This is a genomic window from Bradyrhizobium sp. USDA 3650 (genome assembly GCF_054057395.1).
In genome coordinates this window covers 4,437,613-4,451,482 of sequence record NZ_JBSRZG010000001.1, presented here as the reverse complement: position 1 = coordinate 4,451,482, position 13,870 = coordinate 4,437,613, and the positions used below count along the sequence as shown (strand labels likewise).

Annotated in this window: 12 protein-coding genes; 5 read left to right on the top strand and 7 right to left on the bottom strand. The window is 65.5% G+C overall.

The genetic code is table 11. The features are described 5' to 3' along the window. Nucleotides 1-23 precede the first annotated feature (23 nt). Complete coding sequence (locus ACVIN2_RS20780) at nt 24-794, top strand: sulfite exporter TauE/SafE family protein (protein ID WP_456766963.1); 771 nt, start codon at nt 24-26, stop codon at nt 792-794. Between the two features lie 161 nt (nt 795-955). Here ACVIN2_RS20780 and ACVIN2_RS20775 read toward each other — a convergent pair whose 3' ends face one another. Then, the gene (locus ACVIN2_RS20775; protein ID WP_456766962.1) at nt 956-2,344 is read right to left on the bottom strand and encodes a flavin monoamine oxidase family protein; all 1,389 of its coding nucleotides are present in this window, start codon (nt 2,342-2,344) and stop codon (nt 956-958) included. A gap of 192 nt (nt 2,345-2,536) precedes the next feature. On the opposite strand from ACVIN2_RS20775, the gene ACVIN2_RS20770 reads away from it, so the two are divergent. Continuing rightward, nucleotides 2,537-3,505: a YiiX/YebB-like N1pC/P60 family cysteine hydrolase gene (locus tag ACVIN2_RS20770; protein WP_456766961.1), complete on the top strand. Its 969-nt coding sequence runs from the start codon at nt 2,537-2,539 to the stop codon at nt 3,503-3,505. A 145-nt stretch (nt 3,506-3,650) separates the two neighbouring features. Here ACVIN2_RS20770 and ACVIN2_RS20765 read toward each other — a convergent pair whose 3' ends face one another. Then, nucleotides 3,651-3,926, bottom strand: a complete 276-nt coding sequence (locus ACVIN2_RS20765; RefSeq protein WP_007598521.1) for a metal-sensitive transcriptional regulator — start codon at nt 3,924-3,926, stop codon at nt 3,651-3,653. Nucleotides 3,927-3,976: 50 nt separating this feature from the next. On the opposite strand from ACVIN2_RS20765, the gene ACVIN2_RS20760 reads away from it, so the two are divergent. Together ACVIN2_RS20760 and nikR are read left to right on the top strand one after the other, a co-directional pair. After that, entirely contained in the window at nt 3,977-6,412 is a 2,436-nt protein-coding gene (locus ACVIN2_RS20760) for a heavy metal translocating P-type ATPase (protein ID WP_456766960.1), read from the top strand. Nucleotides 6,413-6,598: 186 nt separating this feature from the next. Further along, nucleotides 6,599-7,045 carry a nickel-responsive transcriptional regulator NikR gene (nikR, locus tag ACVIN2_RS20755; RefSeq protein WP_456766959.1) on the top strand — a complete coding sequence of 149 codons (447 nt, stop codon included), beginning with the start codon at nt 6,599-6,601 and terminating at the stop codon, nt 7,043-7,045. Between the two features lie 194 nt (nt 7,046-7,239). On the opposite strand, the gene ACVIN2_RS20750 is transcribed toward nikR, so the two are convergent. Further along, nucleotides 7,240-8,184, bottom strand: coding sequence for a hydroxymethylglutaryl-CoA lyase (locus ACVIN2_RS20750; protein ID WP_456766958.1), 945 nt, complete (start codon nt 8,182-8,184; stop codon nt 7,240-7,242). Further along, entirely contained in the window at nt 8,181-9,374 is a 1,194-nt protein-coding gene (locus tag ACVIN2_RS20745) for a CaiB/BaiF CoA transferase family protein (RefSeq protein ID WP_456766957.1), read from the bottom strand. The genes ACVIN2_RS20750 and ACVIN2_RS20745 overlap by 4 nt, the downstream gene beginning before the upstream one ends. A 192-nt stretch (nt 9,375-9,566) precedes the next feature. On the opposite strand from ACVIN2_RS20745, the gene ACVIN2_RS20740 reads away from it, so the two are divergent. Beyond that, nucleotides 9,567-10,307: a sulfate transporter family protein gene (locus tag ACVIN2_RS20740; RefSeq protein WP_456766956.1), complete on the top strand. Its 741-nt coding sequence runs from the start codon at nt 9,567-9,569 to the stop codon at nt 10,305-10,307. Nucleotides 10,308-10,313: 6 nt separating this feature from the next. Here the strand turns inward: ACVIN2_RS20740 and ACVIN2_RS20735 are convergent, their stop codons facing one another. The 3 genes from ACVIN2_RS20735 to nth are packed head-to-tail and all read right to left on the bottom strand — an operon-like array spanning nt 10,314 to nt 13,853. Then, complete coding sequence (locus tag ACVIN2_RS20735) at nt 10,314-11,942, bottom strand: MFS transporter (protein WP_456766955.1); 1,629 nt, start codon at nt 11,940-11,942, stop codon at nt 10,314-10,316. After that, nucleotides 11,929-13,065 carry an HlyD family secretion protein gene (locus ACVIN2_RS20730; RefSeq protein ID WP_456766954.1) on the bottom strand — a complete coding sequence of 379 codons (1,137 nt, stop codon included), beginning with the start codon at nt 13,063-13,065 and terminating at the stop codon, nt 11,929-11,931. The genes ACVIN2_RS20735 and ACVIN2_RS20730 overlap by 14 nt, the downstream gene beginning before the upstream one ends. Before the next feature lie 35 nt (nt 13,066-13,100). Next, nucleotides 13,101-13,853 (bottom strand): endonuclease III, encoded by a 753-nt coding sequence (nth, locus tag ACVIN2_RS20725; RefSeq protein ID WP_456766953.1) that lies wholly within the window; start codon nt 13,851-13,853, stop codon nt 13,101-13,103. Nucleotides 13,854-13,870 lie beyond the last annotated feature (17 nt).

The following is a 13,870-nucleotide window of genomic DNA, read 5'->3' as shown; positions in this document are numbered from 1 at the left end:
TCATGCTCGAGAAATCATAGAGCATGAGTCTCACTGACTTTCTTCCGAAGGACGTCAGCCTCACCATTGCGATGGCGCTCTGCGCCGTCGCTTTCGTTTCGGGCACGGCGCGCGGCTTCTCCGGCTTCGGCTCGGCGCTGATCTTCATGCCGCTGGCGAGCAGCATCGCGGCGCCGCGTCTGGTTGCCGCGCTGCTCCTTGTGATCGACTTCGTCGCGGCCGCGCCGCTGCTGCCCGACGCCTGGCGCAAGGCCGACCGCAAGGCCACCGCCGTGATCGTGCTGGGCGCGCTGGTCGGCGTGCCCGTCGGCACCTATTTCCTCAGCGTGCTGGAACCCGTTACGACGCGATGGATCATCTCCTGCTTCGTCGCCGCGCTGTTGCTGCTGCTGCTGTCGGGCTGGCGCTATCGCGGCAAAGACCACGCCTGGCTCTCGGTCGGCATCGGCAGCCTCTCCGGCTTCTGTAGCGGCCTCGCCCAGACCGGCGGCCCCCCAATCGTCGGCTACTGGCTAGGCCGCCCGATTGCATCGATCGTCGCGCGCGCCAACATCCTGCTGTTTTTTGGCGCGTCGGATTTTTTCTCGATGGTCAGCTACGCGACCACCGGCCTGATCTCACGCGAATCGCTCGTGCTCTCGCTCATCGTCGGGCCGGTCTATGCGATCGGCGTCGCCTTCGGCGCGTCGCTGTTCGGCCGTGCCAGCGAAAAGGTGTTTCGCGCGATTTGCTACGGGCTGATCGCGCTGGCGGTGGTCGCGGGACTGCCGGTGCTGGATGGGATTTTGCGGTAGGTCTCCAAGTCGTCCCGGCGAAGGCCGGGACCAATACCGCGTGATGTATCGGTGTAGCCGGTAGGAGTACCGAACGCCGTGTCTTCGCCAAACCGCGTTTTGTGGTTATAGGTCCCGGCCTACGCCGGGACGACAGCGGAGTATGTTGCGGCTTAGTTACCCTATTGCCGCGGCGCCCTGCGCTTCTTCGTCGACTGCGTCGGGACATCGGCCGGCTCATCCTTCAGCGCGCCGATCTTGCGCAAGGCTGCGTCCGCGGCGCGCTCGCCGCTTTCCCAGGCGCCGTCGACGGTGCCCCACAGCGTCTCGTGCGTGGCTTCGCCGGCGAGGAACATGTTGCCGATCGGCTCGGCCAGGATTCTTCGCGAGAGCTGACCGCCGGGCGAGGCCGCCGACATCGCACCCATCACGAAAGGCGAGGCGTTCCAGCGCGTCACGCTGGCTTTCTGCACGGCGGCGGCGACTTCGCTGCCGAACAGCTTTGTGATCCATTCTCTGGCGAAGGCCGTCATCGCCTTTTCGCCTTGCTGGGTGAGATCGCGGCCGAACGAGCCGCCGACATCGATCGAGCACAGCGAGGATCCGCCGATATTGGCGAACATCAGCGCCGTGCGCGTCGAATTGCTCTGCTCGATCAGGATGTCGTCGCGCGACAGGCCGAGCGGATTGCCCGGCAGCTGCAATACGATGTGATCGTAGCTGCCGAGCGTGAGCTTTGATGCGGCATCGAGCGTGCGCTTCGGAATGTCAGGCCCAAACTTGATCGCGCCCGAAATCAGCACATTGGTCGAGACCGTGATGATGGCGGCGCGGGCGGCGATCCTGCCAGCCTGTGTCTCCACGCTGACGTCGCGATTGCTCCAGACGATCCGGCTCGCCGGCGTCGACAGCGCGACCGGCGCCTGCTCACCGAGTTTGGTGATCAGGGTCCCCAGGCCCTGGCGGCAGGTGATCGCGGCGTTGCGATCCAGTGCCCGCGCCTTGTCGATCGCAGACAACTCCTTCAGGTCCTTGCCGGCGAAGCTCGCACCCAGCATGAACTCGGCCGCGCCGGCCCAGTCGCCCAGATCCTTCGGCAGCACCGAGGCGCAGGCGGTGTCGAGCTTGCCGCGCGCGGCCTCGTCGATGGCGCGGTTGGCGCGCACCAGCGCCGCCAGGAATTCCTCGGTCTCGCCGGCGCGTGCGTTGCGGCGACCTATGCGCATCTTCTGGCCTGACGGCGCCGGCAGAACGTCGAGCCCGGCGCTGCGCGCCAGCCGGATCATTGGATTGGTGTCGGGATTGTGCATCCAGCGCGCGCCGCGATCGAACGGCGTGTCGAAGGTGGTCGTATCCGTCATGCAGCGGCCGCCGATCTGCGACGCCGCTTCCACCACCACGACCTTGCGATTGGCCGCCATGATGCGCCGCGCCGCGGCAATTCCGGCCGCGCCCGCGCCGATCACGACAATGTCAGCCTCGCGCGGCAGGGGCGCGGCGGTTGCGCGCAGGACCGGCATCGCGGCAAGGCCCGCCGACGCCGATAGGAAGCTGCGGCGCGTGATTGTCATGGCATGGTTTCCGGAGACTTGCAGCAAACGGGAACAGCTAGCGAACCTTGCCGTATCTGATGTTGCGCGGCAACCATCATGGTGAATCAATCGTGCTTGATGTCACGGAGCGATGAACCGAATTGCAACACGTTCAGACCATGGTAGAGAAGAGAAAAAGACGGCCGGAAAAGGCCGTGGGGGAGTTTTGAAATGGGGACGGTCCTGGATTCGGTCGGCAAGCTGATTGCCGCGTACCTCTCGAAGGAGGTGCCGGGCTATGAGCCGTTCACGCCGAGCGACCCCGAGCATCTGCGCGGCGTCATCGAGCCGGGCGACGTGCTGCTGGTCGAGGGCAACAATCGCATCTCGGGCATCATCAAATATCTGACGCAGTCGACCTGGTCCCACGGCGCACTCTATGTCGGCCCCATCGAAGGCGCGGAAGAGCCCGACGGCGAGCCGCACGTGCTGATCGAGGCCAATATCGGCGAGGGCGTCACCTCCGCACCGCTGTCGAAATATTTCCCCTATCACACCCGCGTCTGCCGCCCGGTCGGGCTGTCCTATGAGGACCGCACCACGGTCTGCCGCTATGCGATCAACCGCATCGGCTTCGGCTACGACACCAAGAACATCGTCGACCTGATGCGCTTTCTGTTTCCGCTGCCGATCCCGCAGCGCTGGCGGCGCCGCATGATCTCGATCGGCTCAGGCGATCCCACGAAGATCATCTGCTCGGCTCTGATCGCGCAGGCCTTCGACGCCGTGCGCTATCCGATCCTGCCGAAGATCACCAAGGCCGGCAGCCGTGCTGCCCGCCGCGAGATCCTGCACATCCGCGATTCCTCGCTCTACATGCCCCGCGACTTCGACATCTCGCCCTATTTCGAAGTCGTCAAACCCACCATCGTGCACGGCTTCGACTACACCGCCTTGCATTGGGCCGACAAGCAGAAGCCGCTCGAGGAGGTAGCCGGCACCTTCGGTGTGTTTCCAGAAACGTTCAGTGCGCCGCCGCTCGTTCCTGAAGCGATTGACGAAGAGGCGCCGATTCCGGCTGAAGAAGTGATGCGTGAGGCGGCTGCGGAGATGAGCGTTGCCTTCTCCGAGCATTTTGTGCTGCTGAACGATCTCGCAAAGTACCGCGCGCGGGCACAGACGCGGGCGATGGCGGCGTAGGCTCTCTGGGGTCGTCCCGGCGAAGGCCGGGACCCATACCGCGTAATTTATCCACTGCGTTCAGTAGCCGTACCGAACAACGAGTCTTCGCCAAACCCTCCCTGGGGTTATGGGTCCCGGCCTGCGCCGGGACGACGAGCAGAACCTACCGCTCCGCCCGCCCAATCACCGCCATCAGCTCCGCGATCTTCTCGCGCTGATCGGCCTTGTCGCCGCTCGCGATCGCATGCTCGACGCAATGGGCGACGTGATCTTTCAAAACCTCTTCCTCGACCCGGCGCAGCGCGGCGCGCACCGCCGAGATCTGCGTGACGATGTCGATGCAATAGCGGTCTTCCTCGACCATTTTCGAGAGGCCGCGAACCTGCCCCTCGATCCGGCCGAGACGTTTTCCGACGGATGCCTTGATGTCCTTGCGCATGCGGCCTATATACCCCCCCAGGGTATAACTTGCAAGGCCGGAGCGTGGCAATGAACGGCGCCGAACACGAACACCATCACAAGCCGGAAACACATTCCGGATGCGGCTGTTCCAGCAAAGTTGCCCCGGTCGACAAGCCCGCCGCTGCCGCCTGCTGCGGCGCGCACGGCGATCACGCGCATGACCACGGCGCCGCGGCAAAAGTCCGCGATCCCGTCTGCGGCATGACGGTCGATCCCGCGACGTCCAAGCACCGCTTCGACCATCACGGCGAGACCTTCCATTTCTGCTCAGTGGGCTGCCGCACCAAATTCGCCGAGGATCCCGCAAAGTACCTCGCCAAGGACAAGACGCCCGAGCCCGAGATGCCGGCGGGCACGATCTACACCTGCCCGATGCATCCGCAGATCCGCCAGGTCGGGCCCGGAAGCTGCCCGATCTGCGGCATGGCGCTGGAGCCGGAAGTGGCGAGCCTGGAGACCGGCCCTAATCCCGAGCTTGCCGACATGACGCGGCGGTTCTGGATCGGCGGCGCGCTGGCTTTGCCGGCAGTGGTGCTGGAGATGGGCGGCCATCTCGCGGGCCCGCACAACTGGATCGATGCGACGCTGTCGAACTGGATCCAGCTCGTCTTCGCCACACCTGTGGTGCTGTGGGCCGGCTGGCCGTTCTTCGTTCGCGGCTGGCAGTCGCTGCTGACGCGCAACCTCAACATGTTCACGCTGATCGCGATGGGCACGGGCGTTGCCTATGTCTACAGCCTGATCGGCACCATCGCGCCGCAGATTTTTCCGGCCACCTTCCGCGGCCATGAAGGCGCGGTCGCGGTCTATTTTGAGGCCGCGGCGGTCATCACCGTGCTGGTGCTGCTCGGTCAGGTGCTGGAGTTGCGCGCCCGCGACGAGACCTCGGGTGCGATCAAGGCGCTGCTGCAGCTCGCCCCGAAGACCGCGCGCCGCGTCGATGCTGACGGCGGCGAGCACGAGGTCGAAATCGACGCCCTCCATGCCGGTGACAGCTTGCGCGTGCGTCCCGGCGAGAAAGTGCCGGTCGACGGCGTCATTCTGGAAGGCCGCTCCTCGCTCGACGAGTCGCTCGTCACAGGCGAATCCATGCCGGTCACCAAGGAGACGGGCGCGAAGGTGATCGCGGGCACGCTCAACCAGTCCGGCAGCTTCATCATGCGCGCCGACAAGGTCGGGCGTGAGACGCTGCTGTCGCAGATCGTGCAGATGGTCGCGGACGCGCAGCGCTCGCGCGCGCCGATCCAGCGCCTCGCCGACCAGGTCGCGGGCTGGTTCGTGCCGATGGTGATCGCGGTCGCGGTCGCTGCCTTTGCGGCCTGGGCCTGGTTCGGGCCGGAGCCGCGGCTGGCCTTCGGCCTCGTCGCCGCCGTCAGCGTGCTGATCATCGCCTGCCCCTGTGCGCTCGGCCTGGCGACCCCGATGTCGATCATGGTCGGCGTCGGCCGCGGCGCGCAAGCAGGCGTCCTGATCAAGAACGCCGAGGCGCTGGAGCGGATGGAGAAGATTGATACCCTGGTGGTCGACAAGACCGGCACGCTGACCGAGGGCAAGCCGAAAGTGGTCGCGATCGTGCCGGCGGCCGGCTTTGCGGAAGAGGACATCCTCCGCATGGCCGCGAGCGTCGAGCGCGCCAGCGAGCATCCTCTGGCCGACGCGATCATGCGCGCGGCGAAGGAGAAGCAGCTCGCGCTCGGCCAGGTCGAACAATTCGATTCGCCGACCGGCAAGGGCGCCACCGGCAAGGTCGACGGCAAAACCGTCGTGCTCGGCAATGCCAAATATCTGACGTCGATCGGCATCGACACCAAGGCGCTCGATGGCGAGGCCGAACGGCTGCGCGGCGATGGCGCGACTGTGATCAACATGGCGGTCGACGGCCGGCTTGCCGGCCTGTTCGCGATCGCCGATCCGGTCAAGGCTTCCACGCCGGAGGCGCTGAAGGCGCTCGCGGCCGAGGGCATCAAGGTCATCATGCTGACCGGCGACAACCGCACCACGGCGCAGGCCGTGGCGCGCAGGCTCGGCATCGCCGATGTCGAGGCCGAGGTGCTGCCGGACCAGAAGAGCGCGGTGGTGACAAAGTTGCAGAAGGCCGGCCGCAGCGTCGCCATGGCCGGGGACGGCGTCAACGACGCGCCGGCGCTGGCCGCGGCCGAAGTCGGCATCGCCATGGGCACCGGCACGGACGTGGCGATGGAGAGCGCCGGCGTTACCCTGCTCAAGGGCGATCTCACCGGCATCGTGCGGGCGCGAAAACTGTCGCAGGCGACCATGAGCAACATCCGGCAAAATTTGTTCTTTGCCTTCATCTACAACGCCGCCGGCATTCCGATCGCGGCCGGCATCCTCTATCCGACCTTCGGCGTGCTGCTGTCGCCGATCATCGCCGCGGCCGCGATGGCGCTCTCTTCGGTGAGCGTCGTTGGAAATGCGCTGCGGCTGCGGGCAACGCGGCTGTGACAGTGGACTCCCTCGCCCCGCACTTCGCGGGCAGAGGGTTGGGGTGAGGGGGAGTCTCCATGGCGACGGTGGCAATTGGACTCGCGGATGCTCCCCCTCACCCGGAATTCAAGCTACGCTCGAATTCCGACCTCTCCCCGCAAGCGGGGCGAGGTAAGAAAGAGCAGTACCTGCAGAGAGGACCTGATGCAGCGAATTACGATCACGATCGAAGACGATCTGCTGGCGGAGATCGACGCTGCGGCGGAAGCGCGCGGCTACCAGAACCGCTCCGAGATCATCCGCGATCTCGCGCGCGCCGGCTTACAACAGAGCAGCGAGGACACCGCACAGACCGGTTCTTGCGTCGCCGGTCTCGTCTATGTCTACGACCACGCCGCCCGCGATCTCTCAAAACGCCTGGTGCAGGAATTCCATGGTCACCACGACCTCGCGCTGGCGACGCTGCACGTCCATCTCGACGACAATAATTGCATGGAGATGACGGCACTGCGCGGCGACGCCTCCGAGGTCCGACATTTCGCCGACCACATCATCGCCGAACGCGGCGTGCGCTATGGACGTGTGGTGATGATCCCGACGGGGGACGGCAAGCAGGCGAAGGCGCGGAAGCAGGCGCACCGGCATGAGTAGGTTCGACTAGCACCGCGGCACTTTTGCCCTCTCCCCTTGTGGGAGAGGGTGGCTCGCCGCGAAGCGGCGAGACGGGTGAGGGGTATGTCTCCGCGACTACTCCTCTTCGAGCTCGCGGTGAGAGACCCCTCATCCGGCGCTTCGCGCCACCTTCTCCCACAAGGGGAGAAGGGAAGAGCATTCCGCTTGCGGATTTAAGCCGCTTTCGCGCTCCCACCCGGCAGCCCCGCCCGGGCGAGGCCGCCGTAGAGCTGCTCGTTCGGCATCTCCTCGCGCAGGATCCTGCGCACCGTGATCAGTTTCTCCAAATCGATGCCGGTCGGAAAACCCTTGCTCTCGCACAGGAAGACGAGATCCTCGAACACGACATTGCCGGTCGCACCGGGCGCGAAGGGGCAGCCGCCGAGGCCGCCGAGCGAGCCGTCGAGGATGCGCGCGCCTTCGTCGAGCGCGGCGGCCGCGTTCGCGATGCCCATCCCGCGGGTGTCGTGGAGATGGATGCAGATCGGCTTTGAGCCTGCGAGCTTCACCGCGGCGCGCGTCAGCTCCGCCACTTGCTTCGGCCCGGCATAGCCGACGGTGTCGGCGATGCCGACGAAATCGACGCCAGCCTCCAGGCATTTATCGACCAGCCGCAGCACCTCCGCAGGGTCGACCGCCCCGGTGATCGAGCAGCCCAGCGCCATCGAGATCGCTGCGTTGACGAGTGGCTTGTGGCTGGTGGCATCGCGCATCTCGCACAGGCGTTTCAGATTGGCGATGGCGGACTCGCGCGAGCGGTGCGCATTGGCCTGGCTGTGCTCTTCCGTTGCCGAGACCACCGATGCGATCTCGCCGACGCCTGACGCCAGCGCCTCGTTCACGCCGCGTTCGTTGAGTGCAAGCGCGATGCCATGCGCGCCGGGCAATGAAGCGACGGTGGCGACGACGTCTCGAACATCGACGAATTGCGGAAACGTCTTGGCCGGCAGGAATGAGCCGACTTCGAAATGGCGCACACCGGCGGCATATTCCTCGCGCACCCAGCGCTGCTTGGCGTCGGTCGACGGAATTTTCTTCACGAGCTGGAGCCCATCGCGCAGGCCGACCTCGCGCAGGCTGACGCGCTCTGCGGGGTAAATCTCCTGAATCCGGCTCATCCGCGCCTCCCTGTTGTTTTTGACGTGACGTCCTCATTTTCGGTGTCGATCTCGGCGCGAACGGCCGCCGTGTCGGCGCCGAGCGGCGCGACCTTCAGGCCTTCGCCGATATGGCTACCGTTCCATTCGATCGGCAGCGCCGGCACCCGGAACGGCTTGCCGTCGGCGGTGACATTGTTGACGAGCCCGCCAGGCCGCAGCACATGCGGATCGGTGAAGAGATCCTCGGGCCGGTTGATCGGCGAGAAGCAGATGTTGAGCGCATCGAGCCTCTGCGACAGTTTTGCCACGTCCCACTGCCTGATGATATCGGCGGCGCGCGGAATGATCCGCCCGCGCGCCAGGATGCGATCGGTCGTGGTGCGCAAGGCGGGATCATCGAGGAATTCAGCCAGGCCGAATTCGCGGCAAAAGCTCTGCCAATGGCCTTCGGTGACGACGCCGATGAAGATACGCTCGCCGCCGGCGGTCTCGAAGATGTCGTAGATCGGCCAGGCATGCTCGCGCTCCGGCATCGAGCGCGGCTTGTTGCCGGTCATCTCGTATTCGACCATGTGCTGGGCAACCAGGAACAGGCAGTTCTCGAACAGACCGATGCGGATGTCGGCGCCATCGCGTTTCCCCCCGCGCTTCTGATAGAGCGCCGCGAGGATCGCGATCACGCCGAACATGCCGCCCATGATGTCGTTGGCGGACGAGCCGACGCGCTGCGGCTTTTCGCTGGTGCCGGTCATGGCGGCAAGGCCCGCCATCATCTGCACGACCTCGTCGAGCGCGGGGCGGTGCTCGTAGGGACCTGAGAGAAAACCCTTGTGGCCGGCGATGATCAGCTCCGGATGCCGGCGGCGCAGTTCGTCGGCGCCGAGCCCCTGCTTCTCGAGCTGTCCGTCGCGAAAATTCTCAAGGAACACGTCGGCCGTCGCCAGCAGCCGGTGCATGGTGTCGCGATCCTCAGGCTTTTCGAAATCCAGCACCACGCTGCGCTTGCCGCGGTTGAACAACGGGAAGAAGGCGGTGCCCATGCCTCCCAGGCTCCGGGTCTTGTCGCCCGCGGGCGGCTCGACCTTGATCACGTCGGCCCCGAGCTGCGCCAGGATCATGCCGCAGGTCGGGCCCATGACCATGTGGGTCATCTCGACGACGCGCACGCCTGCAAGTGGCAATCCGGCCGCCGATTCTTCCATTGCCATATGCGCCTGTTCCTTTGCCCGGCTGGTTCCGCGTGTTGTCAAGCGGGTTGGTGAAGCAACGGTCTTGCCGCATTCATCGTGGCTTCGTTGATGCGAGCGGTCAATCCGACCATCAGCGGTGCCGCCGATCTCCCTTGCCGAAGTGGCCCGGGGTGTCTACCTCTCGCGGGTGATTTCGTGAGAGGAACTCCCATGCTGGATGCCGCCGTCAAGGCGCTGTCGCAAATGATCTCGCCGCCGATGCGATCGATCCTGTGGCGGTCGATCGGCGTCGCACTGGTGCTGATCATCGTGCTGGCGATCGGCTTGCAGCGGCTGCTGAGCTGGTTTGCGACCTATGGCGAGGCCTGGCTGGAAGGCCTGCTCGGTCCGGGCTGGCACTCATCGCTCGAGGTATTGTCCTGGATCATTTCGATCGCCGCGGGCCTCGGCGTCGTGTTCGGAGCTGTGTTCCTGATGCCCGCCATCACCTCGCTGGTGGCGAGCCTGTTCGTGGACGACGTGGCCGACATTGTCGAGCGCGAGCACTATCCGGCCGAGCGGCCGGGCGTCGCGCTGCCGTTCAGCCAGGCAATCTACGAGGGCGTCAAGACCGCGCTGCTGACGATCCTGGTCTATCTGGTCGCGCTGCCGCTGGTGCTTTTCGCCGGCGCCGGTTTCCTGGTCTTCTTCCTCGCCACGGCATGGCTGCTGGGCCGCGAGTATTTCGAGCTCGCGGCGATGCGGTTTCGCTCGCCGGAGGACGCCAAAGCGATGCGGCGCGACAATGCCGCAACCATCTTCACCGCGGGCCTCTTCATCGCAGCCTTCGTCTCGATCCCAATCGTCAATCTGGCAACGCCGATCTTCGCCATGGCCTTCATGGTGCACATGCATAAGCGGCTCTCAGGACCACGGCCCGAGCTGATCGAGCCGGCGCGGCAGATGCGGTGAGGGTGTCTACCTCACCGACACCCCGCATTTGCGCAGGAGCATCCTGGCGAAGCCGAACGGCGCCGGCGTGAACGGGCCGGGCGGAGCACGGGTGACCAGGGCGACGACGCCGAGCGCGGCCATCGCGACCCAGAAGCACAGCCAGAAGCCGTCGATATAAGCGAGCACATTGGCCTCGCGCTGAACCAAGCCCGCGAGCGTACCGACCGCGCGGGCCTGGGCCGAGCCGGCGCCATGGGCCGCAAAATGGTCGGCGAGCTGTTTCAGCATGCGGACCACGTCGACGTCGCCGACGCCGAGATTCTGGCCGAGATAGAAGGAATGGATCTGCTCGCGGACGCGCAGCCACGTCCCCATCACCGCCACGCCGATCTCGGCGCCACCGAGCCGCATGATCTGGATATAGGCGGCAAATGAGGTGGCGCGGCTCGGATCGGAATTGGACAGCAGCGTGATGATCAGCGGCAGCAAGGTCAGCGACTGCCCGATGGCCTGGAGCAGCACGATGCCGGCGAAATCCTCGCGCGCCCAATCATGGCTGAGCTGCGTGCCCCAGAGATTGGCGGCGGCGAAGCAGGCAAATCCCACGACCACCACCGTTCGCGTATCGAAATGCCGCAGCAGCCAGATCGAAAGCGGCACCAGCACGAACATCGGCAACGCGCCGTAGGTCAGCAGCAGCAAGCCACTCTGCTCCGGCCTGAGCAGGGCGATGGTGGCGAGGAAATTCGGCACCAGCGACGCGTTGGAGAGGCTGGTCAGCGTGTAGAGCAGGATCAGGACCAGCCCCAGGCCGATATTGCGCGAGAACAGCACGTTGATATGCGCCCATGGCTGTCGCACCAGGGCCTCGTTGACGAGGAAGCCCGCGACCAGCACCGCGCCGGCAATAATCAACGCCATCACCGTTCCCGACCCGAGCCAGTCCAGCCGGTTGCCCTGGTCGAGCCCGGCATAGATCATCGAAACGCCGGCGCCGAGCAGCAGCATGCCGCCCCAATCGGCCTCGCGCAGCAACGCGCGATTCACCGGCTCGTTCGGCGTGCCCCAATAGACCATCAGGCCCATCAGGGGCGCGATCAGAACGCTCTGCCAGTACAGCCATTGCCAGCCGAGATGGTCGACATAGAAGCCGACCAGCGAGCTCGAAGTATCAAGCGCGAAGCCGACGCGGATCGAATAGATCGAGATCGCCGGGAGCCACCAGCGGATCGGCAAATTGCGGAACACGATCATCAGCGTCGCCGGCACGAAGGTGCCGAGCAAGAGGCCATGCACCACGCTGAGCGCGAGCAATGTCGGATAATCGTGCACGAACGGGATGATCAGCGAGACCGCGGCATAGACGAGGCTGGGGATACCCAGCACGCGGCGCAGGCCGAATACGGTGGCAAGCCAAGCCACCGCGGGCGCGATGAAGATCTGCGAGCCGATGCCCGCCGTGGAGAGCCATGCGCCTTCGTCGAACGAGAGCGAGAACGCGCCGCGCAGGTCCGGCAGGCCAATCGTGGTCAGGCGGCTGTCGAAATTGGCGAGGAACGAGCCGAGCAGCACCGCCGCCACCGCAAACAAGGGTTGCGGGGCGACGCCGCCGCGCGAGAGCGGTCCGCGACTGGAATCATCATTTTCCGCCATTGCCGGCCTTGGTGTCGATGCTGGTGACGACCGACATGCCCGGCACCAGCCGCGTCAGCAGCGGCTGGTTGTCGTCGAACTGGATGCGCACGGGAATGCGCTGCACGACCTTGGTGAAGTTGCCGGTTGCGTTGTCCGGCGGCAACAGCGCGACCTGCGCGCCGGTCGCAGGCGCAATGCGCTCGACCCGGCCGCGCAGCTTCTCGCGCGGGAAGCTGTCGACGGTGATCTCGACCGGCTGGCCCGGCGCAACGTGCGTAAGCTGGGTCTCCTTGTAGTTCGCGATCACATAGACCTTCGGCAACGGCACGACGTTGATGAGGTTGGTGCCGATGTTGACGTAGTCGCCGGGCTGGACCTGTCGCTCGCCGACGACGCCGTCGAACGGTGCCGTGATCTTGGTGTAGCCGAGCTTGAGCTTCGCACTCGCCAGTGTCGCCTTGGTCGCTTCGAGATCGGCGGCGCGCTGTTTCCTGGTGCCTTGCAGGACTTCGAGCTGGTGCTGCTGGGCCGCGATCACGGCGCGGCTCGCGCGCACATCGGCCTGCGCCTTGGCATAGCCTGCGACCGCCTGTTCGAAGCGCTGCCGGGTACCGGATTCGGTCTGCGACAGCGACTGCTGACGCTCCTGCTCCTGCCGCGCCTCGACCTCCACGGCTTCAGCCGAGAGCCGCGCGGCTTGCGCCTGCGCGATCGTCGCATATTGCAGCTCGATCTGATTGGCCAGATTGTCGAGCACGGCTTGCGCGGCGGCGACCGCCGCTTCGGACTGCGCGACTTGCGCCTCATAGTCGGCAGGATCGATCTGGATCAGGAGATCGCCGGCCTTGACGCGCTGGAAGTCGGTGACGCCGACGGTCAGCACTTCGCCGGAGACCCGACTGGCAAGCCGCGTCAGCTCGGCGCGCACATAGGCGTCGTTGGTGGTCTGGACCACCGAATTGCCGACCCATTCGTCGAAGCGCTGCGTTGCCAGCGCGACGAAGCCGAGCGCGACGATCACCGCGAACAGCGGAATCGCGAGCCGGCTCCACAGGGAGCTCGGCGGTCGCTGCGAGGGCTTCGGTGGCGGCGCCGGCGTGGCAGCAGGTGGCGACGACGAGATTTGTTCCTGCTGACTCACGCTAGACTCCAAAACCACTTTTCCGAACGCCAGCCTCAGATCGTCTTTTCCGGCCACCTACAGAGATCGTTGATCAGGCATACCTCGCAGCGCGGCTTGCGCGCGAGGCAAGTATAGCGGCCATGCAGGATCAGCCAATGATGGGCATGCAGCATGAACTCGGCCGGGATCACCTTTTCGAGACCGAGCTCGACCTCCAGCGGCGTCTTGCCGGGCGCAAGTCCGGTCCGGTTGCCGACGCGAAAGACATGCGTATCGACCGCCATGGTGTGCTCGCCGAAGGCCATGTTGAGCACGACGTTGGCGGTCTTGCGCCCGGCGCCCGGCAGCGACTCGAGCCCCGCGCGCGTGCGCGGCACCTCGCCGCCGAACTCGCTGAGCAGCTTCGCCGACAGCGCGATCACGTTCTTCGCTTTGGTGCGGTAGAGGCCGATGGTCTTGATGTACTCGCGCAGGCGTTCCTCGCCGAGGTCGAGCATCTTCTGCGGCGTGTCGGCGATCGCAAACAACGCACGCGTCGCCTTATTGACCCCAGCATCGGTCGCCTGCGCCGACAGCACCACGGCGACCAGCAGCGTAAAGGGATTGACGTGCTCGAGCTCGCCTTTCGGCTCCGGGTTGGCCTTGCGGAAACGGCTGAAGGCTTCGTGGACCTCGGGCGGCGTCCAGGGCTTCATGGCCTTAAGCGATTTCTTCGCGGGTCCCTTCGGTTTGGCCGCGACCGGCTTTGCCTTTTTCTTCGGCACGGACGTTTTACGCGGGACCGGCTTGCGGGTGATTTTCGCCATGATCGGGATATACTGAG